The 24,861-nt window shown below is 62.2% G+C and carries 25 protein-coding genes; 13 read left to right on the top strand and 12 right to left on the bottom strand.

The genetic code is table 11. The features are described from left to right. Window positions 1-6 precede the first annotated feature (6 nt). Window positions 7-876, top strand: coding sequence for a biotin--[acetyl-CoA-carboxylase] ligase (locus QP915_RS02570; RefSeq protein ID WP_284767874.1), 870 nt, complete (start codon window positions 7-9; stop codon window positions 874-876). A gap of 37 nt (window positions 877-913) precedes the next feature. Further along, window positions 914-1,354, top strand: coding sequence for a hypothetical protein (locus QP915_RS02575; RefSeq protein ID WP_005326709.1), 441 nt, complete (start codon window positions 914-916; stop codon window positions 1,352-1,354). Here QP915_RS02575 and budA read toward each other — a convergent pair. Beyond that, complete coding sequence (gene budA / locus QP915_RS02580; protein WP_284767876.1) at window positions 1,332-2,063, bottom strand: acetolactate decarboxylase; 732 nt, start codon at window positions 2,061-2,063, stop codon at window positions 1,332-1,334. The two genes, QP915_RS02575 and budA, sit on opposite strands and share 23 nt — an antisense overlap. 79 nt (window positions 2,064-2,142) lie before the next feature. On the opposite strand from budA, the gene QP915_RS02585 reads away from it, so the two are divergent. Next, the gene (locus tag QP915_RS02585; RefSeq protein ID WP_284768002.1) at window positions 2,143-3,258 is read left to right on the top strand and encodes a 5-(carboxyamino)imidazole ribonucleotide synthase; all 1,116 of its coding nucleotides are present in this window, start codon (window positions 2,143-2,145) and stop codon (window positions 3,256-3,258) included. 24 nt (window positions 3,259-3,282) lie between these two features. Next, on the top strand, window positions 3,283-3,783 hold the full coding sequence (gene purE, locus QP915_RS02590) for a 5-(carboxyamino)imidazole ribonucleotide mutase (RefSeq protein ID WP_239273403.1): 501 nt from the start codon (window positions 3,283-3,285) through the stop codon (window positions 3,781-3,783). Window positions 3,784-3,981: 198 nt separating this feature from the next. On the opposite strand, the gene rbsD is transcribed toward purE, so the two are convergent. The 6 genes from rbsD to QP915_RS02620 are packed head-to-tail and all read right to left on the bottom strand — an operon-like array spanning window position 3,982 to window position 9,649. Continuing rightward, on the bottom strand, window positions 3,982-4,356 hold the full coding sequence (gene rbsD, locus QP915_RS02595; RefSeq protein WP_284767879.1) for a D-ribose pyranase: 375 nt from the start codon (window positions 4,354-4,356) through the stop codon (window positions 3,982-3,984). Next, entirely contained in the window at window positions 4,349-5,257 is a 909-nt protein-coding gene (locus tag QP915_RS02600) for a ribokinase (RefSeq protein ID WP_284767880.1), read from the bottom strand. The genes rbsD and QP915_RS02600 overlap by 8 nt, the downstream gene beginning before the upstream one ends. Beyond that, complete coding sequence (locus QP915_RS02605; RefSeq protein WP_049383661.1) at window positions 5,254-6,168, bottom strand: substrate-binding domain-containing protein; 915 nt, start codon at window positions 6,166-6,168, stop codon at window positions 5,254-5,256. The genes QP915_RS02600 and QP915_RS02605 overlap by 4 nt, the downstream gene beginning before the upstream one ends. A 12-nt stretch (window positions 6,169-6,180) precedes the next feature. After that, window positions 6,181-7,122 (bottom strand): ABC transporter permease, encoded by a 942-nt coding sequence (locus QP915_RS02610; protein WP_049378628.1) that lies wholly within the window; start codon window positions 7,120-7,122, stop codon window positions 6,181-6,183. Beyond that, window positions 7,119-8,663: a sugar ABC transporter ATP-binding protein gene (locus tag QP915_RS02615; protein WP_239273406.1), complete on the bottom strand. Its 1,545-nt coding sequence runs from the start codon at window positions 8,661-8,663 to the stop codon at window positions 7,119-7,121. Before QP915_RS02615 ends, QP915_RS02610 begins: the two co-directional genes overlap by 4 nt. Next, window positions 8,660-9,649: a LacI family DNA-binding transcriptional regulator gene (locus QP915_RS02620; protein ID WP_269954114.1), complete on the bottom strand. Its 990-nt coding sequence runs from the start codon at window positions 9,647-9,649 to the stop codon at window positions 8,660-8,662. The genes QP915_RS02615 and QP915_RS02620 overlap by 4 nt, the downstream gene beginning before the upstream one ends. Before the next feature lie 130 nt (window positions 9,650-9,779). On the opposite strand from QP915_RS02620, the gene QP915_RS02625 reads away from it, so the two are divergent. The 6 genes from QP915_RS02625 to galK all read left to right on the top strand — a co-directional run bounded on the left by QP915_RS02625 (window position 9,780) and on the right by galK (window position 15,518). After that, window positions 9,780-10,223, top strand: coding sequence for a YdcF family protein (locus QP915_RS02625; RefSeq protein ID WP_269954113.1), 444 nt, complete (start codon window positions 9,780-9,782; stop codon window positions 10,221-10,223). A gap of 195 nt (window positions 10,224-10,418) precedes the next feature. After that, window positions 10,419-11,318 carry an aldose epimerase family protein gene (locus QP915_RS02630; RefSeq protein WP_284767887.1) on the top strand — a complete coding sequence of 300 codons (900 nt, stop codon included), beginning with the start codon at window positions 10,419-10,421 and terminating at the stop codon, window positions 11,316-11,318. Window positions 11,319-11,329: 11 nt separating this feature from the next. Beyond that, entirely contained in the window at window positions 11,330-12,979 is a 1,650-nt protein-coding gene (locus QP915_RS02635; RefSeq protein WP_269954111.1) for a sodium:solute symporter family protein, read from the top strand. 10 nt (window positions 12,980-12,989) lie between these two features. Further along, the gene (locus QP915_RS02640; protein ID WP_005322508.1) at window positions 12,990-13,232 is read left to right on the top strand and encodes a hypothetical protein; all 243 of its coding nucleotides are present in this window, start codon (window positions 12,990-12,992) and stop codon (window positions 13,230-13,232) included. Beyond that, the gene (gene galT, locus QP915_RS02645; protein ID WP_284767888.1) at window positions 13,232-14,326 is read left to right on the top strand and encodes a galactose-1-phosphate uridylyltransferase; all 1,095 of its coding nucleotides are present in this window, start codon (window positions 13,232-13,234) and stop codon (window positions 14,324-14,326) included. Before QP915_RS02640 ends, galT begins: the two co-directional genes overlap by 1 nt. Next, on the top strand, window positions 14,319-15,518 hold the full coding sequence (galK, locus tag QP915_RS02650; RefSeq protein WP_284767890.1) for a galactokinase: 1,200 nt from the start codon (window positions 14,319-14,321) through the stop codon (window positions 15,516-15,518). Before galT ends, galK begins: the two co-directional genes overlap by 8 nt. 172 nt (window positions 15,519-15,690) lie before the next feature. Here galK and QP915_RS02655 read toward each other — a convergent pair whose 3' ends face one another. After that, window positions 15,691-16,734 carry an RNase H family protein gene (locus QP915_RS02655; protein WP_284767892.1) on the bottom strand — a complete coding sequence of 348 codons (1,044 nt, stop codon included), beginning with the start codon at window positions 16,732-16,734 and terminating at the stop codon, window positions 15,691-15,693. A 231-nt stretch (window positions 16,735-16,965) separates the two neighbouring features. On the opposite strand from QP915_RS02655, the gene QP915_RS02660 reads away from it, so the two are divergent. From QP915_RS02660 to QP915_RS02670, 3 genes are all read left to right on the top strand, one after another. Continuing rightward, window positions 16,966-17,868 carry a DUF559 domain-containing protein gene (locus QP915_RS02660; RefSeq protein WP_284767893.1) on the top strand — a complete coding sequence of 301 codons (903 nt, stop codon included), beginning with the start codon at window positions 16,966-16,968 and terminating at the stop codon, window positions 17,866-17,868. Window positions 17,869-18,055: 187 nt separating this feature from the next. Then, window positions 18,056-19,219, top strand: a complete 1,164-nt coding sequence (locus QP915_RS02665) for an NRAMP family divalent metal transporter (RefSeq protein WP_284768004.1) — start codon at window positions 18,056-18,058, stop codon at window positions 19,217-19,219. After that, window positions 19,219-19,989, top strand: coding sequence for a putative hydro-lyase (locus tag QP915_RS02670; RefSeq protein WP_284767895.1), 771 nt, complete (start codon window positions 19,219-19,221; stop codon window positions 19,987-19,989). The genes QP915_RS02665 and QP915_RS02670 overlap by 1 nt, the downstream gene beginning before the upstream one ends. Here the strand turns inward: QP915_RS02670 and QP915_RS02675 are convergent. The 4 genes from QP915_RS02675 to QP915_RS02690 form a co-directional block, all read right to left on the bottom strand. After that, window positions 19,986-20,606, bottom strand: coding sequence for a GntR family transcriptional regulator (locus QP915_RS02675; RefSeq protein ID WP_284767897.1), 621 nt, complete (start codon window positions 20,604-20,606; stop codon window positions 19,986-19,988). The genes QP915_RS02670 and QP915_RS02675 overlap by 4 nt on opposite strands. A gap of 68 nt (window positions 20,607-20,674) precedes the next feature. Beyond that, window positions 20,675-22,456, bottom strand: coding sequence for an acetyl/propionyl/methylcrotonyl-CoA carboxylase subunit alpha (locus QP915_RS02680; RefSeq protein ID WP_284767899.1), 1,782 nt, complete (start codon window positions 22,454-22,456; stop codon window positions 20,675-20,677). After that, window positions 22,446-24,020 (bottom strand): 5-oxoprolinase subunit B/C family protein, encoded by a 1,575-nt coding sequence (locus QP915_RS02685; RefSeq protein ID WP_284767900.1) that lies wholly within the window; start codon window positions 24,018-24,020, stop codon window positions 22,446-22,448. Before QP915_RS02685 ends, QP915_RS02680 begins: the two co-directional genes overlap by 11 nt. After that, window positions 24,020-24,781 (bottom strand): LamB/YcsF family protein, encoded by a 762-nt coding sequence (locus QP915_RS02690; protein ID WP_284767901.1) that lies wholly within the window; start codon window positions 24,779-24,781, stop codon window positions 24,020-24,022. The genes QP915_RS02685 and QP915_RS02690 overlap by 1 nt, the downstream gene beginning before the upstream one ends. Between the last annotated feature and the right edge of the window lie 80 nt (window positions 24,782-24,861).

Below are 24,861 nucleotides of genomic sequence, written 5' to 3' on the forward strand. Positions count from 1 at the left end.
AAGCTTATGACTGCTCTTGATTTGGAACGCATTCGCACAGCGCTGGCGGACGATTTCACCACCATCGATTTCGTGGAAAAGACCGGCTCCACCAATACCGATTTGATGCAGGCCACCAACGTTGCGGATGGCACCGTGCTACTTGCCGACGAACAACTTTCCGGCAAGGGCCGCCTCGGCCGCACTTGGACCGCGCCGGCCGGCTCCCAGGTAATCTTCTCCGTGCTCTTGCTGCCGGAATCCCTCGAGCACTTGGGTACCTTGCCGCTGGCCGCGGGACTTGCGGTGACCGATTCGATCGAGGGCACCGTGCTCAAATGGCCAAACGACGTGCATATCGACGGCAATAAACTGTGCGGCATCCTTGCTGAGGCCGGTCCCGTGGGCCAAGCTTTCAAAGCCGCGCCGAAGACCGAGCTCACCAAGGTGGAGGTAGGCAAGGCCGAGGTTAATAAGGCTGAGGTTAATAAAGCTGAAGTCAACAAAGCAGAGGTCAATAAGGCCGTAGGTAGTGCCGCACCATCTGCGCGCGTCGTCGTGGGCATGGGCATCAATGTCACCCTGACTCGTGAGGACCTACCGATTGAAAAGGCCACCTCGCTCGCGCTCGAAGGCCGTGATACTGACCGCACCGAGCTGGCCATTACCGTGTTGAAGAACCTGCGCCGCCGCATCGCGCAGTGGGAGAACCAAGATCCGCAGCTCCTGCGCGATTACCGTGCGGTCTGCTCCTCGCTTGGCCAAGAGGTGCGCTTGGAGACCCCGTCTGGCGATGTCACCGGTCACGTCGATGAAATCGGCGAGGACGGCCGCATCATGGTCGCCGGCGAGTACTACTCCGCAGGCGATGTCACGCACCTGCGTCCGCAGCAGTAAACCACTACAGTAGACACGCAAGGTAGCATCCATAGCTATGGGACTAATGAAGATGGGCCAAGGTGAGGTCAAGCGCGCGGATGTCTCCGCGCCGTTTCGCGCGCTGATTTTCCCCTTCCTCGAGCTCATCCTCATCACCGGCCTGCTGTGGATTGCCATCGGCTGGTGCGATGTCCAAGCGGTAGATCCGATGCTGCGCAATGGCCTCGTCGCGGTGTGGGCGCTGCTGGGAATCTGGCGCTTTGTCATTCCCCTTTATAAGGCTCGCCGCAAGCGCTTCATCGTGACTAATAGGCGCGTCATCGCGCGCGAGGGCCGCAATATCGATTCGATTCCGCTGCAGGATATCCGCGGCGCCCGCAAGCGCCGGGGCGGGGTGTCCCTAGCGATTCACGGCTGGGACCGGGCGATGTATTTTCCCAATGTGGCCAAGCCCAAGCGCGTGGCAGAGATTATCAATGATCGCCCTTGGTTTTAACCTCGGTGGTGTGCAGCTGGCTATCCAGATCCTCGGGGGAGAGGTTGGCGCGGCTGAATTCCTGTGTCAGCGGCAGGCGCAGTTCTAGGTCGGAGGCGGGGCAGAGCTCAATCGTTGCCTTATCCACTACGTAGTCCAGCACGTGGCCGCCGGAGGTGCGGGCGGCGTCGATAAAGTGCACGTGGCAGCCCGGTACCGAGATTCCCTTTTCATACACGGGGGTGCGGAAGCCGCCGATGATGCCCTCGACGTCCTTAAAATGCAGCTCCTTGTCGCCGCCAACGGCTTCAGACATCGGCGGGTAAGGCTTTTCTTGCTTGACCACCGTGCGGGTGGTCACCTCCTTGAACGTGCCCGCGATGCGCACCGCGTACATGTAGTTAGCGGAGGGCTCGAGCTTATCGATAAACTCGGAAAGTTGATCGCGGCGCAGGCCCGCGGGGGCGTCGGCAGTAATGCGCGGGACAAAGTTCGTGGCCACCGCGTAGGGCGTGCGCTGATCCAAGTCCGCAATCTGCGCGGAGCCATCCCCACGCAGTTGGTAGCAGGTGCCGTCCAAGATGATCATCTCCCCGTCCAAGCCATCAAAGGTGCCGAGGCCGAAATTGCCCTTACCTAGCAGTTCCGAAATGGTCATTTCGCCGTCATAAATGCCGTCCAGTAAAGCGGTCATGAGTGAGTTTTGGAAGATGGTATGACGAGTGAACATAGTATCCAAGCTAGTATTGGGGGACGTGAGTGACTTAAAGCCTATTGTAACTGTTTGTGGCGACGGCCAGCTGGCCCGCATGATGCAGCCGGCCGCCGCGGAACTCGATATTCACCTGCGGATTCTGGCTAGCAAGCCGGATTCCTCCGCCGCGCAGGTCACCCCGGACGTGGTGCTGGGGGATTACACCTCCTTGGAGGAGCTGCGCGGCGTGGCAGAGGGCGCGGATGCCATTACCTTCGAGCATGAGCATGTGCCCAACGAGCACTCCGCCGCGCTTATCGACGCCGGATTTAACGTCCAGCCCCAGCCCACCGCTCTTATCTACGCGCAGGATAAGCTCAAGATGCGCGAAAAGCTCGCCGCGCTTGGCGCTCCCGTGCCGCGCTTTGCCGCCATTGACTCGGTGGCCGATGCCCGCGCCTTCTTCGACGCCGTCGATGGCCGCGTATGCCTCAAGGCACGCCGCGGTGGATACGACGGCAAGGGCGTATGGTTCCCCACCGCCGATAATTGCTTTGAGCTGGTCTCCGAGTTACTCGAGGCCGGTACCCCGCTGATGGCAGAGGAAAAGGTAGAACTTACCCGCGAGCTTTCCCTCCTCGTTGCCCGTCGCCCTTCCGGCGAGGCTAAGGTATGGCCGATTACCCAGTCCCGCCAGGAAAACGGTATTTGTGCCGAGGCTATCGCTCCCGCCCCCGGCCTCGCACCGGAACTTGCCCAGCGCGCTTCCGAGTTGGGTCTCACCATCGCCGAGTCCCTCGGCGTGACCGGCGTGCTGGCCGTCGAACTTTTTGCCTTCGATGGCCCCGCGGGCGAGGATATTTCCGTCAACGAACTGGCCATGCGCCCGCATAACACCGGCCACTGGACCCAGGATGGCTGTGTCACCTCGCAGTTTGAGCAGCACTTGCGCGCCGTGCTCGACCTCCCCTTGGGCGCAGTCGACACGCTTGCACCCGTGACCGTGATGGCCAATGTCCTAGGTGCCGACGAGGATCCCGCTATGCCTATGCCGGAGCGCGTTCGTGAAGTAATGGAGCGCTATCCGCAGGCCAAGATTCACCTCTATGGCAAGGAACACCGCCCTGGCCGCAAGATTGGCCACGTCAACGTCACTGGTGAAGGTACCGACGAGACCCTGACCATTGCCCGCCAGGCCGCACACTTCCTCGTGCACGCCGAATGGGCTTAAATTCCTGTCTGTAGAAAGGACATTATGCAACCGCATGTAGGCATCATCATGGGCTCCGATTCCGATTGGCCCACCGTTGAACCCGCCGCTCAGGTCCTCGCGGACTTCGGCATCCCCTTCGAGGTCGGCGTGGTCAGCGCCCACCGCACCCCGGAAAAGATGCTGGCTTATGCGAAAGAAGCCCATACCCGCGGGCTGAAGGCGATTATCGCCTGCGCCGGCGGTGCTGCGCATCTTCCAGGAATGGTCGCTGCCGCCACGCCGCTGCCGGTCATCGGCATCCCCCGCGCACTGAAGGATCTCGATGGCCTCGACTCCCTCCTATCCATCGTGCAGATGCCTAGTGGCGTGCCGGTTGCCACCGTCTCCATCGGCGGTGCAAAAAACGCTGGCCTGCTTGCTGCGCGCATCCTCGGCGCTGGCGATCCCGCCATCCAAGACAAGATGGTGGATTACCAAAAGCGCATGGCCGAAGAGGTCGAGCAGAAGGATAAGAACCTGCGCGACAAGCTGCTGGGAGAGTAGCTCGCCGAAACAGGGGTGAATGAGGCAAGCACGTTTTAGCCACAACCGTGGAGGTTTTCGGCAAGACGTGCTTGTTGTGTACTGGTGCATCCAGTGGGGTGGAGGAGAGAGCGCCTTAAACTTTCGGGCGGGGAATTGCTTCAAATGGGGTAGGGCGAGGAAGAAGTCTGGTCTTCCGCGCTGTAGCGTCGACGAATGCTAGAAGGGCACGCCGGAGCGCAGGATGACATTGGCAAACGGCGTGGTGGAACCGGTACGCACGACGAAGGAGGCGCGGGCGACCTCGCGCTTGAGGTCATCGTGGGAGACTTCGGTAAGCGGGATCGCGGGAAGCAGGGAGCGCACTTCGGGCGGGGTGGTATCGGCGATGGTCCCGGCTTCGACCACGACCTCCTCAAGGAGGGTGGCCAGGGTATCGGCAAAGGTGGGGATGCCGAAGGTAAGCGTGAGGTCGATGACGGGAACATCGTGGGGGATGGGAAGGCCGCAATCAGCGATGACAAAGGTATCGGTGTGGCCGAGGCGTGCGACGGCGCTGGTGAGCGCGGGATTGAGGAGGCCGGACTTACGCATCGGTGACCTCCGGCAGGGCAGATTCGGTGGTGGGGTAGGACGGTTGCGCGCCGTTGCCGGTGGCGGCGAAGGCGCCGACGCGGGCGGCGAAAGTGGCGGCATCGACAAGCGAGGCACCGGTGAGGAGCTGGGCGCAGAAGGCACCTGCGAAGGCATCGCCGGCGCCGGTGGTATCCACGGCGGTCACGCGCGGGGTGGGGATATCCGTGCCGCTATCCGGGGTGGCTACGTAGGCGCCGTGGGCGCCGAGAGTCAGCACGACGGACCGGAAGCCGGACTCTACTAGGCGGTGGGCGAGCTCGCGCGGGGCGCCCTCAGAAGGCAGCCCGAGCTGGTCCAAGATGAGCCCGGCCTCGTGTTCATTGGCTAGTAGGGGATCGGCCTGCAGAAGCGAGTCGCGGTCGACCTTGACCACGGGCGCGAGGTTGACCACCACTCGGCCTTGGGCCGCCTCGACCGCGGCCTGGAAACCGGAGGCGGGGATTTCGCCCTGGAGGAGGACTACATCGGCATCGGCGATGGTGGAGGCGCGGGAGGAGACAAAGGGGGCGTCGACAAGCGCGTTGGCACCGGGGGAGATGACGATGGTGTTCTCGCCATCGGCCGAGACAGTAATGACGGCGAGGCCGGTATTGGTATCGGCCTGCTCCACAGCGCCGAGATCGATGCCGGAGGTGCGCATATAGTGCATGGCAGGCTCGGCATAGGGATCGGAGCCGACCGCGCCCACGAAGGCCACAGTGGCGCCCAGCTGTGCGGCCGCGACAGCCTGGTTAGCGCCTTTGCCCCCGGCCAAGATGTCGCCGCCAGAGCCCAGTAGGGTCTCGCCGGGTTGCGGGTGGCGCTCGGCGTGCACGATGAGATCGGCATTGATGGAACCGACGACGGTTAGCTTGCTCATTGGAAATCCTCCACATTGTCGCGGGTGACGGTGATGACCTCGACGGGGACGTTCTTCTCCGCCGCGCCACCGTGCAGGAGCGCTGCGGCTTGTTCGATGGCGCGGGCACCGAGCTCTGCGGGCTGTTGGGCGATGGTAGCTTCTAGCTTGCCATCTTTGACCGCCTTGAGGCCATCGAAGGTGCCGTCAAAAGCCACCACCTTGACCTCAGAGCCGGCCCGCGCCCCCAAAGCTTCGACCGCGCCGAGCGCCATTTCATCGTTCTCTGCAAAGATGGCCTTAATATCAGGATTGGCCTGCAGCAGGTTGGTGGCGACGTTGAGGCCTTCCGTGCGGTCGAAATTCGCTGATTGCTTGCCGACGACCCGAATATCCCCATACTTCGCAATCTGCTCTTCAAAGCCCTTACCGCGCTCGCGCGAGGCGGAGGTACCAGCGGTGCCCTGCAGGATGAGGATATCGCCCTTTTCCCCGATGGCCTCGGCGAGCTTATCTGCTGCCTGCGCGCCGCCGGCGACGTTATCGGAGGCCACCATGGAATCCAGTTCTACGCCGTTGACGTCGCGGTCCACGCCGATGACGGGCACGCCGTCATTTTTGATGCCGCGCACGGCTGGGGCCACGGCATCGGAATCGGTGGGGTTGACCACGACGACCTTGGCGCCCATCGAGGTGGCATTGCCCAGCTGATTGACCTGCTGGGCGGGGTCATCGGAGGCGTCTTGGATATCGAGCGGAACGCCGAGTTCCTTGGCCTTATCCTGCGCGCCGTGGCGCAGTTCGACGAAGAAGGGGTTGGTCTGCGTGGACAGCGCTAGCGTGATGCGGTTGCGGTCTTCTTCCGAGCGATTGCACGAGGCAAGGCCCAGCGCGAGGGCCGGTACGAGGAGGGTGGCGATGAGCTTTTTCATGGCGGGTGCTCCTTAGTTGGCCGTCTTATTGCGGATGACGTCGAAGCCGACGGCCAGCGCGATGACCAGGCCGATGACGATCTGCTGCCAGAAGGAGGAGACGTTGAGCAGGTTCAAGCCATTGCGGATGACCGCTAGCAAGATCGCGCCGACCAGAGTGCCAGTAGCCTTGCCCTGCCCGCCGGAGAGCGAGGCGCCACCGATGACGACGGCCGCAATAGCATCGAGCTCGTAGCCGGTGCCGGCCTGCGGCTGTGCGGATTCGAGGCGACCGGCCATGACCATGCCGGCCCAGGCGGCGAAGAAACCGGAGAGTGCAAAGACGGCGATCTGGATGCGCTTGACCGGCAAGCCCGAGAGCCGGGCGGCCTCCAGGTTGCCGCCGATGGCATACATGGAACGGCCGAGTACCGTGCGCTCAAGGATGAACCAGCAGATAAGCCCGGCGATGACCATCATGATGATGGGGACGGGGAAGCCTGCGATATCGCCGCCAAAGGCGTTAACGGCTGGCGCGGTTTCAATCGGTGAGCCCTGGGAGATGACTAGGGTGAGGCCGCGGGCGATGGACATCATGGCCAGCGTCGCGATGAAAGAGGGGATCTTGCCCCACGCAGTGGCCATGCCGCAGATGGCGCCGGCCAGCGCACCTACGATCAGGCCGAGAAGCAGGGTGAGCCAGCCAGGCAGTCCCGCAGTGGAGAACATATAGGCAGAGACCATGGCGCCGAGCGCGGCGACCGAGCCCACTGAGAGGTCGATGCCGGCAGTGACGATGACAAAGGTCATGCCAAAGGCCAAGATGGCCACCGTGGCGGCCTGGATGCCGATATTGAGCAGGTTCGCCACGGTAAGGAAGTATGGCGTAGCGATAAACAGTGCGATGCACAGGGCAATGAGGCCGACGAGCGCGCCATTATTCATCGCCCAGTTAACTACTCGATTCTTGGTCATGCTTCATCCTTGGGGTTGGTGCCGGCAGGTGCGGCAGCAGAGGCAGAGGTAGCGGAGGTCACGTTGGATACGGCGAAGGCCATGACCTCATCTTGGGTGGAGTTTTTGGGTAGCTGGCCGGCGAGTTGGCCGCCGGACATGACGAGGATGCGGTCGGACATGCCGAGCACCTCGGGCAGATCGGAGGATGCCATGAGCACAGCACCGCCGGCCGCGGTGACCTCATTGATGATGTTGTAAATCTCTACCTTGGCGCCGACGTCGACGCCGCGGGTGGGCTCATCGAGGAGGAGGACTTTGGAGCCGGCCAATACCCAGCGGCCGAAAACCGCCTTTTGTTGGTTGCCGCCGGATAGGTTCCGAATGGGCTGGGAGAGATCGGCCATGCGAATGCGCAGCTTCTCTGCTACGTCACCGGCGCGGCGGCGTTGGCCGCTGCGGTCTGCTAGCCCCGCCTTGGCGGTGGGGTAGAGGGTGGCGAAGCCGAGGTTATCGCCCACGGAGGCATCTAGAACTAGCGCTTGGGATTTGCGGTCTTCGGGGATATGACCCACGCCGGCGCGGATGGCGGCACGGATATCGTCGCTGCGCAGCTGCGTGCCGTCGACGCGGATGGTGCCGGAATCGTATGGGTCAGCGCCCGCGATGGCGCGAATGATTTCGGTGCGGCCGGCGCCTACGAGCCCGGCAAGGCCGACGACTTCGCCGGCGTGGACGGTGAAGGTGATGTCGTGAAAGGCGCCTGCGGAAGTCAGCTCGGAGACCTCCAGCAGGGCCTCACCGCGCTCAGGCGGAACCTCGCGCGGGTACTGATTGTCAATCTCGCGGCCGACCATGAGCCGTACCAGCTCGTCTTCGTCCGTATCGGCTGGGACCTCGGCGATGAAAGAGCCATCGCGCAGCACGCTGATGGTCTCTGCAATGCGCGCCAGCTCCTCCAAGTGGTGGCTAATAAAGACCATGGCCACGCCCTTAGCCTTGAGCTCCTCGAGCACGGCAAAGAGCGCATCGACCTCCTTGCCGGTGAGCGCGGCTGTGGGCTCGTCCAGGATGAGAATGCGCGCGTTCATAGACAGCGCCTTGGCGATTTCCACGAGCTGCTGCTTGGCCACACCCAGCTCACCCACCGGCATGTCTAGGTCCACGTCCAAGCCGATAAGGTGCAGTGCTGCTTGGGCTTGCGCCTTGAGATGCTTGCGATTGACCAACCCGAAGCGGCGTGGGGTGCGCCCGAGCATGATGTTCTCAGCCACGGACATGGTGGGTACAAGGTTGAGCTCTTGGTGAATGGTGGCGATGCCCAGTGCCTCAGATGCCTTGGTATCTGGGATTTTCACCTCTGCGCCATCTACCAGGATGCGGCCGGAATCTGGTTCGTGCACGCCGGCAATCATCTTGATGAGGGTGGATTTTCCCGCGCCGTTTTCACCCAACAAGGCCTGCACCTGGCCGCGGCGGACGGTGAGGTCTACCCCCTTAATAACCTCCACCGGTCCGAAGGACTTGGTGACATTGTCCAGGCGCAAAACGCAGTTACTCATGGCGTGGCTCCATCGAGTTGGTGGGCGGTGGACATGCGCGGGATGTAGCGGGTTTCTAGCACCTCGCCTTCCGGTTGGTGCTTATCATTGATTGCCGTGATGAGCTTGGCTGTGGCGGTCTCGCCCATTCTGGCCACATCCTGGTCTACCACTGAGATAGGGGAGGGTTGGAAGCGCAGGTAGATGAAATCATCGAAGCCGACGAGCGCGATTTCTTCTCCGATGCGCTTGCCCGCATTATGACAGGCCTCCAGCGCGCCGGCCGTCATCATGGAATCTCCGGCAATGAGCGCGGTGACGCCTTCCTGCAGGAGTGCGATAGCACCCTTATAGCCCTCGCGGTGGCGGTAGCTGCCGTGGTGGATATGGGTAGGCATACCGCGGGTGGCTGTTTTGAATGCTTGGAGGCGCTGGCGGCCGGTGGAGGTTTCCTGCGGCCCGGACAGGTAGCCGATGTGCGTATGCCCCTTCTCCTTGAGTTGTTCCACGGCTTGTTGCATTCCCGTGTGCGGGTCTGAGAGTACTGCAGGAATTTGGCCCAGGGCGCGGTCAATGAGCACGAGCGGACGGTAGCTGCGCGCCTGCTCGAGTGCTTCTTCAGCGCCTTCGAGCGGTACGGCGATAATGCCGTCCACCTGGCGTTCCATGAGGGCATCGAGTGCCTTGACCAGCCGCTGTGGATCCTCGCCGCAACTGGTGATCATCGTGGCTAGGCCCTGCTTATCGGCGGCTTCTTCGATGGCTGCGGCCATCGCGGCGAAGTAGGCATTGTCCAGGCTGGGGATAACCAGGCCGATGGCATTGGAGCGGGAGCTGCGCAATGCCCGGGCTTGAGCATTGGGCCTATAGTTGAGCTTGATGGCCGTATCCTTGACGCGTTGGCGCGTGGACTCCGAAATGGCTGGGTTGCCCGAGAGTGAGCGGGACGCGGTAGAAATGGATACTCCGGCAGCAGCGGCCACGTCCTTGAGGGTGGTTCCGGCCATGCTGTCCTCCTTGGTTTAGGTGTGTGAGCCGGTGTCCGGCCCTCCTGGGTGCAATCGATTGCACATTTGAGTTAAAGGTACGGCTATTTTCATCTTCCTGTCAAGAGCTGGCAAGTCTATGCTGGTATCCATGTCTGACCCGCTTCTCGTCTTGGGTTCCCGCGTAACCCATGGCTATCCCGGTGCTATGCTGCGCTCGCGCCTTGATAAGGCGTTGGCGCTTTATAGCGGTCAGCGCATCATTGTCTCCGGCCGTGGTGAGGCGGGACCAATGGCTACATACCTCATCGAACGTGGCGTGCCGGCCGAGCGCATTGTGGTGGAACTGGAAGCCACGAGCACTAATGAAAACCTAGAGAATGCCCACCGCTTGGCCCCGGATTCCGTATTGCACGTGGTGACTAATGATTTTCATGTCCTGCGCACAGCGTTGTGGGCTTGGCACTTGGGCATTGCCGTGCACCTGCATTCCGCGCGCACCCCGTGGCGGTTGATGCCGCGCAATTACCTGCGCGAAGTCTTGGCTACGCCACACTCCGCGGCGCGAATAGTGTGGAGGCGGATGCAGGGGTAGTGTTCCCGCCCGGTGTGGCGGCCCGCTGTCCACCGGCGCTTCCAACCCCGAAAGAGGTTAACTGGAGGTTAACTCAAGGGCGGTGAGCTGCTGAAACCGTGGGGTTGAGTCGGCAGTTATGCAAACGATTGACCGACGCTTCGCAGTACTCCTAGGCTAAATGCAACGAAAGTTATAGCCAGAAAGGTCTTTGTTATGACCAGTGGAGGAGCGGCTGGCCCTGACGCTGACTACCCCAGCGTCGCACTTGCTCATGGCGATTATGCGGCCGAGATTGGTCTATTCGGCGGTGCACTCAAGGCGCTGACCTATCGCGGTGCGCCCTTGGTAGAAAGCTACGAGGGTAAGCCGCCGCTGATGGCCGGAGTGGTGCTGGCGCCGTGGCCAAATCGCACCGAAGATGGCTGGTTTGAATGGCAGGGGACCGGACACCAGTTGGAGATCGACGAACCGGAGCGCAATAACGCCATCCATGGATTCGCGGTGGATTGGTGGCGCATCAAGGAACGCTCGGCCAACCGGGTGGCTCTCGCCTTTGATATTGAGCCGTGCCAGGGCTGGCCGTGGACGATTCAACTAGAGGCCATCTACGCCCTCGATGAGCAGGGATTGCACCACCAGCTGACCGCACGCACCACGGAGCCCGGCGAGGTTCCCTTCGCCTATGGGCTGCACCTCTACCTCTCCCCACAAGGGGCGGGGGCGGAGGAAGCGGAGCTCAGTGTGGACGTCGGCAAGCGCCACCTGCTAAACGCCCGCAACCTGCCTACGGGAAAGACGCAGCAGGTGCGCATCGCTAATCAGCCCATCGCCGAGGTGGATTGGGACGATTGCTTCCACGGCGAAGGCCCACTGACGGCCGTGTATTCGGCCGGTGGAAAGGGTGTGCGCTTGGAGATGGGCGAAGGCCTGAACTGGGTGCAGATGTTTACCCCGGCCGATTTCCCGCGGGCAGGCGGCCCCGGCAAGGCATTAGCCGTGGAGCCCATGAGCGCGCCGCCGAATGCGCTGCGCAGCGGTCAAGACCTCGTGCGCCTGAGCGCTCAGAAACCGCAGAGATTCACGCTGCGCCTTGCAGCAGAGAACAATAACTAGAAAGGTCAGCCATGGAGACTGCTGAATCCGTATTGAGGCTCGATGCCTCCTGGGTGGACTACTTCTTGGTAGCCATCTACTTCCTCTTCGTGCTAGGCATCGGCTGGGCCGCTAAGGCCCGAGTGTCTAGCTCCATCGACTTCTTCCTCTCCGGCCGGGGATTGCCCGCCTGGGTGACCGGCCTGGCCTTCGTCTCGGCCAACCTGGGCGCGGTGGAAATCATCGGTATGTCCGCCAATGGCGTGGAGTATGGCTTCCAAACCATGCACTACTTCTGGATCGGCGCCATCCCGGCCATGGTCTTTTTGGGCATTGTGATGATGCCGTTCTACTACGGCTCCAAGGTGCGTTCGGTGCCGGAGTTTATGCGCAAGCGCTTTGGCAACGCCGCGCACCTGGTCAACGCGATTTCTTTCGCTGTGGCCCAGCTGCTTATTGCCGGCGTGAACCTGTACTTGCTGGCCACCATCGTGGAGGCCCTGCTGGGCTGGCAGATGTGGGTATCGCTCCTGGTAGCCGGCATCATCGTGCTGTCCTATATCACCCTGGGCGGACTTTCGGCCGCCATCTATAACGAGGTCCTCCAGTTCTTCGTCATCATCGCCGCACTCGCCCCGCTGACCATCATTGGTTTGAACCGCGTTGGTGGTTGGAGCGGGCTGAAGGACGCGGTGGCCCAGGAATCGCACTTCCACACTTGGCCGGGCACGGATATCTCCGGTTTTGAGAACCCGGTGTGGTCCGTCATCGGCATCGTGCTGGGCCTCGGCTTCGTGCTCTCCTTTGGCTATTGGACCACCAACTTCGTGGAAGTTCAGCGCGCCATGGCCTCGGATTCCATTTCGGCTGCCCGCAAGACGCCGATCATCGGTGCCTTCCCCAAGATGTTCGTGCCCTTCCTCGTGGTTATTCCGGGCATGGTCGCCTCCGTCTCCGTGGCCGATTTGATGGAGGAGCGCGCGGAGCCGAATGACGCCATCTTGCTGCTCATGCGCGACCTTTTGCCTAATGGCCTGCTAGGCGTGGCGATCGCCGGCCTGCTCGCTTCCTTCATGGCCGGCATGGCTGCGAATATCTCGGCCTTTAATACCGTCATCTCCTATGACATCTGGCAGACCTACGTGGTCAAGGACCGCGAGGATGACTACTACCTGAAGTTCGGCCGCATCGCCACGGTTATCGCCACCGCTATTGCCATCTTTACCGCGCTGCTCGCGCAAAACTTTGGCAATATCATGGACTACCTGCAAACCCTGTTTGGGTTCTTCAATGCGCCGCTGTTTGCCACCTTCATTCTGGGCATGTTCTGGAAGCGCATGACCCCGCACGCCGGTTGGTCCGGACTCGTAGCCGGTACCGCTTCCGCCATCGCTTTCTGGTACGTCGCATCCTTTACGGACATGATCAACCTGCCGGGCCAAGGCACGGCCTTTGTGGCGGCCGGTGTCGCCTTCGTGGTGGATATCCTAGTCTCCATCGTGGTTACCCTGTTCACCCAGCCCAAGCCGGATAGCGAGCTGGTTGGCTTCGTCTCTTCCGTGACCCCCAAGGACCACTTTGAGGACTACACCGAAAAGTCCTTGCCCTGGTACCAGCAGACCGTCCCGCTGGGCATCATTTGCCTGGTGATGGCCGTAGCCCTCAACGTCATCTTCGCCTAAGGAGCCCAACATGTCTGAGAAAAAGCGCGCGGGCGCATTCGACCTGCGCAACGTCATCGCCGCACTCCTCGGCCTCTACGGCCTGATTTTGCTCGGCTGCTATTTCTTCCTTGACCCAGGCATCAACCCGGATACCGGGCAGGCGAAGAACGCTAGCGATAACCTATGGGCAAGCCTTGCTTTGCTGGCCGTGGCCGCCGCCTTTGTGCTGTGGGCGCGCCTGAAGCCCATCACCATCCCAGGAGAAAACTAATGGTTGAGATTACCTCTGCCACGCTTGCCGACGGCCGCGAGATCCTCTACTTCGACGACCAGCCCCACCCCGACCGCGTGCTTGTCGACGCCCGCGATCTCCCCTCCGTCGCCCCCGCTTCCGAAATGCGCCGGGATCCCCTAACGGGGGATTGGGTAGCCTTTGCCGCCCACCGCATGAACCGCACCTTCTTGCCACCGGCCAACGAGAACCCCCTGGCGCCCACGCGCGAAGGCCAGCTGCCCACGGAGATCCCCAGCCCCAGCTATGACGTGGTGGTCTTTGAAAACCGCTTCCCGTCCTTTGCTACTGCCGCAGACATCGAGCATCCGGAGGACGATAACCTGCTCGGCATGGTGCCGCGCCTTCCGGCCCGCGCCCGCTGCGAGGTGGTGTGCTTTACCGAGGACCCAGCCCTATCCTTCAAGGACCTGCCGGAATCGCGCATCCGCACCGTCATCGAGGCCTGGGCTCACCGCACCGCCGCGCTATCCCAGATTGACGGCGTGCAGCAGGTTTTCCCCTTTGAAAACCGCGGCGAGGAAATCGGCGTGACCCTCCAACACCCGCACGGCCAGATCTACTCCTATCCGTTCCTTTCGCCGCGCCTGCGCTCCATTGTGGATTCTGCCCGCGCTTACGACGGCGACCTCTTCCAGGATCTCCTCGATCGCGAGCGCGCCGCCGGCACCCGCATCATCACCGAAACCGAGCACTTCACCGTCTTCGTTCCCGCCGCCGCCAAATGGCCGCTCGAAGCTATGGTCCTGCCCAACGAGGAAGTCCCCGATTTCGCCGCGCTTACCGACGCCCAACGCGCCGACCTCGCGCCCCTCCTCAAAAAGCTCTACTCCGCCGTGGACCGCTTCTTCGATGGTGTGGACAAGACCCCGTATATCGCCGGCTGGACCCAAGCGCCGGTGGACGAGGCACTGCGCCCTGGCATCCGCATGCACCTGCAGCTCTTTTCGCTTATGCGCTCGCCCGGCCGCATGAAGTACCTCGCCGGTTCCGAGTCCTCGCAGGCCGTGTGGATTAATGACACCACCCCGGAGCGCATCGCCGCCCGCTTCAAGGAGATCTGGGATGCTTAACTGGATTGATACCCGCAGCGATGCGGAACTTGCTGCCGCAGCCCGCGACCTCTTCGCCGCTGCCTTTCCGGACGTGCCCGAGCCCGCCGGCGTGTGGGCCGCTCCCGGCCGCGTCAACCTCATCGGCGAGCACATCGATTACGCCGGCGGCGCCTCCATCCCCTTTGCGCTGGAACAAAACACCGCCGTCGCCGTCGCACCCCGCACCGATGGCCTCCTCCGGATAGCCTCCGAGTTCGACGGCAGCGTTGCCCACGCTGAGGTTCCGATCGCCGATGTCCGCCCCGGACACCCTTCCAACTGGTCCGGCTATGTGGCCGGCACCATCTGGGCCGCCACTGCGGCGGATGTCCTGACCTGCACCGGCCTCGATATTGCCATCGTCTCTGATGTCCCCGTCGGCTCTGGCCTGTCCAGCTCCGCCGCCCTTGAGTGCTCCGTGGCAGTGGCCGCCTACGAGCTCTGCCACGGTCACGCTCCCGATGACGCCGCCCGCGCGCAGCTGGCCCAAACCTGCATCCGCGCCGAGAACGAAGTGGTTGGCGCCTCTACCGGCGGCTTGGACCAAAATGCCAGCCTGTTCGGCCAGCGCGGCAAGGCGCTATTCCTGGACTTTTCCACCGGCGCCGTCGAGCGCGTGCCGTTTAATATCGAGGCCCAGGACATGGTGCTGCTCATCGCGGACACCAATGCGCCGCACACGCTTTCCGACGGCCAATATGCCTCCCGCCGCGGCATCATCGACGCCGTCCAGGCTGCCGCCGGCCGCACCATCCGCGAGATCCCAGATGCCGTCGCCTTCGCCGCGACCGTTAACTCCCAGGAGGCTGAACTCTACCGCCGCCGCGTGCGACACGTGGTGGACGAAACCGACCGCACCCTGGCCGCCGCCACCGCGCTCAACTCGTCCGACCCGGCAGAGTTCCGCCGCCTCATGCGCGAAAGCCACCTTTCCCTGCGCGACCTGTACGAGGTCACGACCCCCGAGCTTGACTCCGCCTTCTCAGCGGCAGGCGAACTCGGCGCCCGCATGACTGGTGGCGGCTTCGGCGGCGCAGTCATCGCGCTCATCCCGCGCTCCGACGTCGAGTCCACCGCCCAGGCCATTTATGACGCCGCAGCATCCCGCAGCTTCCCAGAACCTACCTTCTTGGTGGCCCGCCCGGGAGACGGCGCCCGCCGCCTGGCCTAACTCCGCAGGCCGGCTCGGCTCAGTCGCGCCTCCTCCCAGCGCGCCCATTGTCGCGCCTTTTATCGTTAGGTCCATACTGATCAGGCTGATCTGAAGGCTGGGCCGCCTCAGATCGGCCTTAACTCCCTCAATTCGGCCTGATCAGATCAGCCCTAAGCCCTAAGCAATTGGATCACAACGCCGAGAGAGCTTTTTGAATCCCCTCGCGCAGCGTCTCGCGAGACTGCTTCATCGGATGCGCAATCGCGCGCAACCCCATGTACGCAATCTGGTCGGCCGCCCGATTTAGCGGATCGCCCGCATGCCCGAGCACACGGCGAATGTCGACCTCGCATTGGCCTTGGATATCGCCCCAAGCTTGCTGGAATCGGGACCGCGCACCCGAAGACACCCCTCGCCACGTGCGCCCCGGCCGCGATGCTTTAGAGCCGCGCTTATGCACAATCTGCTCGACCGCCTCCAATGCGGCTACGGAATCGGACTCAATGACCGCCTTGCGCGCACCCACCTTGAGCAGGTATTTCAGCGCGAGCGTCAGTGCTTCGAGCTCGAGCTCATCGGTGCTCGCCTTGGTTTCTCGAGTCCGTAACCGGTAGTCGCCGTTGCCCGCAACGAAGCACATTGACCCCTTGAATACGGTATCCGAGGAAGCATCGGTGGCTATGCGCACCACGTCGCCCTCGGCCCACGAGGAGGCGCGCGAGAAGTTCGGCCACCAGTGTGCTTTCGGCGTCTCTACCTGTGCCGCTTGCTTCCTTTTCGGCGCCTCACCCATCTTGCGCGCCTTCCGTGCGGTCAGGCCGGCTTGTTTTCTGCGCACGGAGCTCGCGCTTTTCGACGCCCTATTTTCTCCCGCAAAGCTTCCCGTCACCGTGAAACCGTCAGCCGTGAGTGCCGCTCGCAACGCATTCTGCCTGCGACCAGTGACAATCCACACTCGTCCGCCGAGTCCCTTGAGTGCGCGTTTGACCTCGCGCACGGCGATATCGACGATATCGCCCTTCTTCGTCTGGCCGCGGCGCACAAAACGCGACTGTTTGGTATTGACTGCGATGACCCAGCCTTCGATGGTGCCATTGGGGGCGGAATCCCAACGCTCGTCCCAGAGCGCGACCGCAACATGGATTGGTGCTGAGACCATGTCCGAGGTGATCTTGCGGGTGCCATAGGTGCGCGATTGCGTACCGGTTAGTTCTGAGAGCTCGATGGGTTCCATTATCTCTAGTAAAGCACGGTTAACCGCGCTGCTGAATTATCCCCTACACCGCCGCTTTGAGCTACTTCCCTTTAGGTCGAATGTGATCGAGCTGATCTGAGCACAACCCGCCCTCAATTCGGCCCGATCACCTTGGACCTAATATTCCGACGTCCACTCGAGGCCCTCGGAAACTCACCTTCCTGAGCCTCATGACGTGTGCCCCGCCCCGCCAGCCGCGAAGATGAAACCATGATTACAGATCACTTCATCAACCTTCGTTATGCCGGAGCCGAAAGTCCGCATCATTTAGCCCTCCAACGCGGTGAGCTCACCCAGATAGCGCCCTGGGTCGCCGTTCCCACGGCCACCTGGAGGCAATGGGTGCGCCATAAACAACAATTCGCCAAAGTAGTCGCTGCCGGGTGGAGCACCCACCGCGCCGTCCTCATCAGCAAATCGGCCGCGCGACTGTGGGGAATGTGGGTAATTTCTAGGGAAGGGGAGGAGGTAGAGTTAGCGGTGCCTTCTGGAAGCGTTCCCCCTCGCAGGCTCACCGCGAAAGGCTACCGGTACCGCCGGGTACAGTCCCTCCAAGAATCCACGGTGTCGATAGCGGGTGTGCGCGCCACGAATCCTGCCCGCACCTGCCTCGAAATCGCCCGGCTACACGGCTTCCCAGATGGCCTGGTAGCTACCGATTCTGCCCTCAGACAACACGACGTCACCACATATGACCTGCGCCAAGAACTGGCAAAGATGCAGCGCACGAGGGGACAAGCATCCATGCGGAAGGTTATCGAGCACGCGTATGGCGGATCGGAATCGCCCTATGAGTCCTATCTGCGAGCACTTATTATTGAGCGTTTCCCGCAGGTGAAAATTGAGCCGCAGAAACCGCTGCTCGGGAAATATCGGGCAGATCTCTGTCTCGATGGCTGGCTGGTGGTCGAGGTCGATGGCGATGCCAAGTATGACGGCACCTATGGCGAGGCGCCCGCCCACGTGGTTAAGCAGCAGATAAAGAGGCAGCGAGCGCTAGAAAACCGCGGATACGTGGTGCTGCGCTTTGGCCCCAGCGATATGAAAGCGCCGGACGAAGCTTTGCGGATAATCGCTAGACACCTGGGAAAACGAACGAGAAAAGTAGCCTAGATCACCCCCGAGCCACCCCACAACGCATAAAAGTTGTTGAACAAAAGGCATAGCAACCTTTAAGATGATGCGCATCACAAATTAATGCGACCTGCATCACGAAAGGTGAAATCTAGTGAGTGCTGAGACATCACACGCCACTCCGGCGCAGGCGGGGGACAAGACCCCGCCTAAGGGCCTCGGCGCCATGGCTGGTGCCATGTTCCTTATGGCCACCTCCGCCATCGGTCCGGGATTTTTGACCCAGACCTCGGTCTTTACCGTGCAGATGGGCGCATCCTTCGCGTTTGCGATTATGCTGTCCATCCTCGTGGACATCGCTATCCAGCTCAATGTGTGGCGCGTTTTGTGCGTGACCGGTATGCGGGCCAATACCTTGGGCAATACCGTGCTCCCTGGCCTGGGCTGGGTGCTTGCCGTATTCGTGTTCATCGGTGGAGCGGTCTTCAATATTGGCAATATCGCCGGTTCTGGCCTGGGCATTAACGCGATGCTGGGCATCGATTCGCGCATCGGCGGCGTCATCGCGGCGGCCATCGCCATCTTCATCTTCCTCTCCAAAAAGGCGGGCATGGCCCTTGACCGTCTCGTCGCGGTCCTGGGGGCGGTCATGATCTTGCTTATGCTCTACGTTGCGGTGGTCAGCCAGCCGCCAGTGGGGGAGGCGCTCAAGAATACCGTCGCGCCGGGCGAGATCGACTTCTTCGTCATCACCACCATTATCGGCGGCACCGTGGGTGGCTATATCACCTTTGCCGGCGCGCACCGCCTCATTGATTCCGGCCACACCGGCGTGGAAAACGTCAAGAACATTACCTATACCTCGGTAAGCGGCATCGTGGTCACCGGCATCATGCGCATGCTCCTCTTCCTGGCGGTTCTCGGTGTGGTCGCCACCGGCGTGGCGCTTTCGGACGACAACACCGCGGCCGATGCCTTCTACAATGCCGCAGGCGAGTTTGGCCTGCGTGCCTTTGGCGTGGTCCTCTTCGCGGCCGGTTTGTCCTCGGTTATCGGCGCCGCCTATACCTCGGTATCCTTCGTGACCTCCCAGGACGCCTCGACGCGCACCCGCAATATCCTCACCATCATCTTCATTGCGGTGTGCACGGTAGTCTTTGTGGCCATCAATTCCGCGCCGCAGAAGTTGCTCATCTTCGCCGGCGCCATCAATGGCCTGATCCTGCCTATCGGTTTCGCCCTCGTGATGTGGGTGGCCTGGTTCCGCCGCGACCTCCTACAGGGCTATAAGTATCCCAAGTGGTTGCTGATTATCGGCGTCCTGGCGTGGGTACTCACCATCATCATCGGCTTCAATGCTTTCTCCGGCATTACCGAGCTGTGGGCATAATGCAGACCCCGGAGCAGGTGCGCGAGTATGCGCGCAGCCATGACATGGCCACCACCGCCGGGCATGCCCGCGGTTTTATGCAGGCTAACCTGCTGGCCGTGCCGCAAAAATACGCGTTTGATTTCTTGCTCTTTGCCCAGCGAAATCCCAAACCGTGCCCGATTGTGGGCGTACTGGAAGCCGGTCAGTACACCTCCGAGCTGCTGCCGGGTGGGGATATCCGCACCGATATTCCGGCCTACCGCGTCTTTGAAAACGGCGAGCATACGGCCACGCTTGCCGACGCCACCTCGTACTACACCCCAGATATGGTCAGCTTCCTCATCGGTTGCTCTTTTACCTTTGAGACTGCGCTGCAGGATAACGGCATTGAGGTCGCCCACATTGCCCAGCAGCGCAACGTGCCGATGTTTAAAACCACGATTCCCACCACCCCGGCCGGAGTCTTTTCCGGCCCCATGGTGGTCTCCATGCGCCCGATTCCGGCCGCGCAAGTCTCCGATGCCGTGCGGATTACCTCCCGCTACCCAGCGGTTCACGGCGCCCCGGTTCACGTGGGTGACCCGGCGGCCATTGGTATTGGGGATCTGTCTCGCCCGGACTTTGGTGATCCGGGCGAAGTGCCGGAGGGGTGCCTGCCGGTCTTTTGGGCCTGTGGTGTAACCCCGCAGGCCATCGTGATGGAATCTAAGCCGCGCTTAGCTATTACGCACGCACCGGGCCAGATGCTCGTGACCAACGCCCGCGATCAAGATTTTCTCATTCCTTAATCGTTCAGCACGGCGAGGATCTTCTCGCAGGTATTCATGAGGCTGTCATGCGCAAGTGTGGCGGCCTCTTGGCGTTTTCCATCTGCGATAAGCGTGGCCAAGGTGATATTTCCTTGAATATGGTCCGCATGAAGCTGCGGGTACCGCGGGATGGCCAAGAGGAAGGTAAGCCGCATGCGGGCGAGCAGATTATCCATTTGCTCATTCAAGGTAGGGGAGCCTAGCGCGGCCACCAGCGCGCGGTGGAAGCGCTGATTGATGGCGGAGACTTCCTGGTGCTCGCCGCGTGCCGCGTAGTCGAAGGCAGAGGAAGTCAGGGTGACGAGTGAGGGGGCGTCGGCAAAAGCGCCCCAACGTACCGCGGCCGGTTCAATGGCCGCGCGGGCGGCAAAGAGGTCGCGGATATAGTCTGCGTCCGGCGTGGCGAGGAAGACGCCACGGTTGGGGATGCGCTCGACAATGCGCTCCGCGGCAAGCATGGTGAAAGACTCGCGGAGGGTATTGCGCGAGCAGTTAAAGCGCTCGGCTGCCTTGACCTCGCTAAGCTGCTCGCCCGGCTGAAACTCGCCGGCGGAAATGGCCTCGCGCAGCTCGGAGGCGACAGACTGGGAAAGCATGACCACAACTGTACTAAAAAGTTATGCACCTCACATTGAAAGTGGGGTGCATAATGATGGTGCGAGCGCTAATCGATGGTCGCGATGACCTTGGAGGAATCCAGACGGTCACCTTCTGCGGCCAGGAGCTTGATGGTGCCGCCGCGCGGAGCCTTGATGGCCGATTCCATCTTCATGGCCTCGACGGTGGCGATGGCATCGCCCTCGGCCACGGTATCGCCGTCCGCGACGTTCCAGGCCACGAGGTTGGCCTCGAACGGGGAGGTGACCGCATTGTCATCGGTGGATTGCGCGCCGGCCGAAGACGGTGCGGTGGAGGCAGAACCACCGGCCGAGGCGGCGCCCGGCGCGGCGAGGAAGTCGACGGGGACGCCGACGTTGACCAGCTTGCCGTCGATTTCTACGGCCACATTGCGGCGCTGGGTGTAGATAGCCTCGACCTTTTCCACCTGGTTGGCAGCAGACGGGCGGTAGTTGTGGTCCACCCAGTCCGTAAACACGCCGATCTCGGAGGCGCCGGCGGCAGCGGCATCGTCTGTTGGGGCGGCCGTGCCGATGAGTGCAGGCTCATCCATCATGTCGCGGTGGAACGGCAGCACGGTGCGCACGCCGGTGACGGTGAACTCGCGCAGGGCAAAGCGGGCGCGGGCCAGGGCGATCTCGCGGGTCGGGCCCCACACCACCAGCTTGGCAATCAGGGAGTCATAGTACGGCGGAATGATAGAGCCAGAGCGCACCGCGGAATCTACGCGGATGCCGGGGCCGGTAGGCGGCTCGAAAGAGACGATGGTGCCGGGGCACGGGGCGAATCCATTGAGGATGTCCTCGGCATTGATACGGAACTCAAAAGCGTGACCTTGGGACTGCGGATCCTCATCGAAGGACAGCGGCTCGCCGGCCGCGATGCGGAATTGCTCGGCGATGATATCGGTGCCGGTGACTACCTCGGTAACTGGGTGCTCGACCTGGACGCGGGTATTGACCTCGAGGAAGGAAATGGTGCCGTCCTCGGAGACAATGTATTCCACGGTGCCGGCGCCGGTGTAGCCCACTTTGGAGCAAATGGAGCGCGCGCCTTCGATGATGCCGTTGCGTTGGGCGTCGGAAAGTGCGGGCGCCGGAGCCTCCTCAATGAGCTTTTGGAAGCGGCGCTGGGTGGAGCAATCGCGGGTGCCGAGCACGCGCACATTGCCGTGCGTATCGGCCAGCACCTGGGCCTCCACGTGGCGCGGGTGGGTGAGGAACTTCTCCACGTAGCACTCGGCGCGGCCGAAAGCCTCCATGGCCTCGCGGCCGGCGGAGTTGAACGCGCCCTCGATTTCTTCCATATTGTCCACGACCTTCAAGCCGCGTCCGCCGCCGCCATATGCGGCCTTAATGGCAATGGGCAGGCCGTGCTCTTCGGCGAATGCGCGGGCCTCCTGCCAGTCATCGATGGGATCGGAGGTACCCGGTGCCAGCGGCGCGCCGACCTCCTCGGCCACGCGGCGCGCCGCGATCTTGTCACCGAGCAATTCGATGGACTCCGGGGATGGGCCAATCCAGATCATGCCGGCCTCGGTAACCGTGCGGGCAAAGTCGGCGTTTTCGGACAAGAAGCCATAGCCTGGGTGGATGGCATCGGCGCCGGCGCGCACCGCGATATCAAGCAGCGCGGGCACATTCATGTAGGTATCGGCCGCGGTATTGCCCGGCAGCGCATAGGCTTCATCCGCTACCTGGGTATGCAGAGCGCCAGCGTCCGCTTCGGAGTAAATGGCGATGGACTTAATGCCTAGGTCGCGAGCGACGCGGGCGATACGCACGGCAATCTCGCCGCGGTTAGCAATGAGGACGGTTTTAATCTGCATTCTGTTCTCCAGTGTTTAAGGCTTGGGGTGCTACGAGTTCAAAATTCACGCGTGCGCCGGGTGGCAGCTGCGCGGCAATATCAATATCTTCTTCCAAGACGGTGGCGATGACCGGGTAACCGCCGGTCACGGCATGATCGCGGAGGAAGACCACGGGCTTGCCATTGGGTGGGATTTGGATGGAGCCGGCGACCATGCCCTCGGAGGGGAGCTCGCCGTCTTTAACGCGTTCAATTGGTTCTTCGCCATCGAGGCGCAGGCCCACGCGGTTGGAATCCGAGGTGACGGTCCACTCGGTATCCAGGAAGGCGGAGACATTATCGCCAAACCAGTCATCGCGCGGTCCGAGTACGCAGCGCAGGGTGGCGCGGGTTTTGCCGTCGGAGCTTTCAGAAACGCGCAGTGGGTTGGCTAGCTGGGCGTCGGTCATGCCGGTAGAGCGCGGCAGCACGCCGATGACATCGCTGGTGGTGACCGGGTCCGGGCCAAGGCCAGAAAGGACGTCGGTGGCCGCGGAGCCGAGCTCGGATTCGGCGATGATACCGCCGCGGATGGCCACGTAATTGCGCATGCCTACCGTTGCAGGGTCTACCGTGACGGTTTGCCCGGCCGTGACCAGCACGGGGCGAGCAAGGTGAACCGGCATCTCGCCGAGGCGCACACGGGCGGTCGCGCCGGTGACGCAAATGACGGTATCGGTGAGCGCGTGGAGCTTAATGCCGCCGATATTTTCCAGCACTGTTGCCCCGCGCGGGTTGCCCACGGCCACATTGGCGGTCGCGGCGGCGGCGCGGTCGGCGGCACCGGAGGGGGTCACGCCGAGATCGCCCACACCGGGGCGGCCCAAATCTTGGTAGAGGGTGAGCAAGCCGGCATCGATAACCTCCATGCGCGGCAAGCGGGCAGGGGCGCGCTTCGAGCGGGCAGAGTGATCAACAAGCTCCGGCAGCTTATCCACGCTGCGATAGCGCACGCGGTCTCCCGGCTGTACCAGCGCCGGCGGGTTGGCATTGGAATCCCACATCGGCGTATTGGTGGTACCCAAAAGCTGCCAGCCGCCCGGGGAAACGCGCGGGTACACCGCGGAAAACTCGCCCGCGATACCTACGGCACCGGCCGGCACCGCGGTACGGGGACTGGAGCGGCGTGGCACAGCACGCGCCTGGGAGGGGTCCGACGGCGCGCAATAGGTAAAGCCCGGGGCAAAGCCACCGAATGCCGCGGTCCACTCGGTAGAGGTATGCCAGTTTATGAGCGCTTCGCGCGAAAGCCCCAGCAGGTCTGCGGCCTCGTCCACATCCTCGCCGTCATAGAGCACATCGATTTCTACCGTGCGCGCTTCCGCAGCCGTCGCGGCGGCAGGGGAGAAATCCTGCAGGAATTCGGCCGCATCGCGAGCCGAATCCGGCGCTTCAAATGTCAGCAGCAGGGTGGTGGCGGCCGCGATGCAGTCCACCTGATTCTTCAAAGGCTTGGCAGAAAGCGCCGCGTGCCAATCCATGACCTGGTTTAATCCATCCAGGTCAATGAGCAATGCGCGCGTGCCCACAAAATTAATGTGCATTAGATAAAGCTCCGAATCTCGATGCCTTCTTCCCGCAGGCGTTCAACCACGCCGCGCAGCAGCTTCACCGCGCCGGGCGAATCACCGTGGGTGCATACGGATTGCGCATCCACCTCGAGCTTCGTGCCATCCACGGCCGTAATCGACCCGGTCTGCGCCACCTCAAGTACTCGCTGCACTACCTCATCGGCGCTGCCGAGCACTGCATTGGCTTCCTTGCGCGAGACCAGCGTGCCATCGGGGTTGTAGTTGCGGTCCGCAAAAGCCTCCCGGATGACGGTAAGCCCGCTGCGCTTGGCGACGTCCACCGCTACACCCCCTGGCAGCAACATCACCGGCAAGTCCCCATAGGCCTTAATGCCCTTGATGACGGCTTCTGCTTGCGCCTCATCTTTCACGATTGCGTTATACATCGCACCGTGCGGCTTCACATAGGAGACCGTGGTGCCATTGGCACGGGCCAAAGCGTCGAGAGCGCCAATTTGGTAGGTCACCTCGTCTGCAAGCTCGTCCGGGTTGTAATCGATAAAACGACGGCCGAAACCTGCAGCGTCGTTATAACCCACGTGCGCGCCTACGGTCACGCCTGCCTCTGCAGCCGCCTTAAGCGTACCAGCAATCGAGTGCGGGTCACCCGCGTGGAAGCCGGTGGCCACGTTGGCGGAGGACACCATTTCCAGCATCGCTGCGTCATCTGCGACCGGATTGCCCGCAGTGGTTTCTCCCAAATCCGCATTGAGATCGATATGGAGCGTGGACATTCAACACCGTCCTTGAGATTGTTGAACAATTCGAATGTCATTAAGTGTAACCCTCGCCACTGCCATTTGTGAAGGCGGTT

The sequence above is a fragment of the Corynebacterium sp. MSK158 genome (genome assembly GCF_030229085.1).
GTDB lineage: Bacteria > Actinomycetota > Actinomycetes > Mycobacteriales > Mycobacteriaceae > Corynebacterium.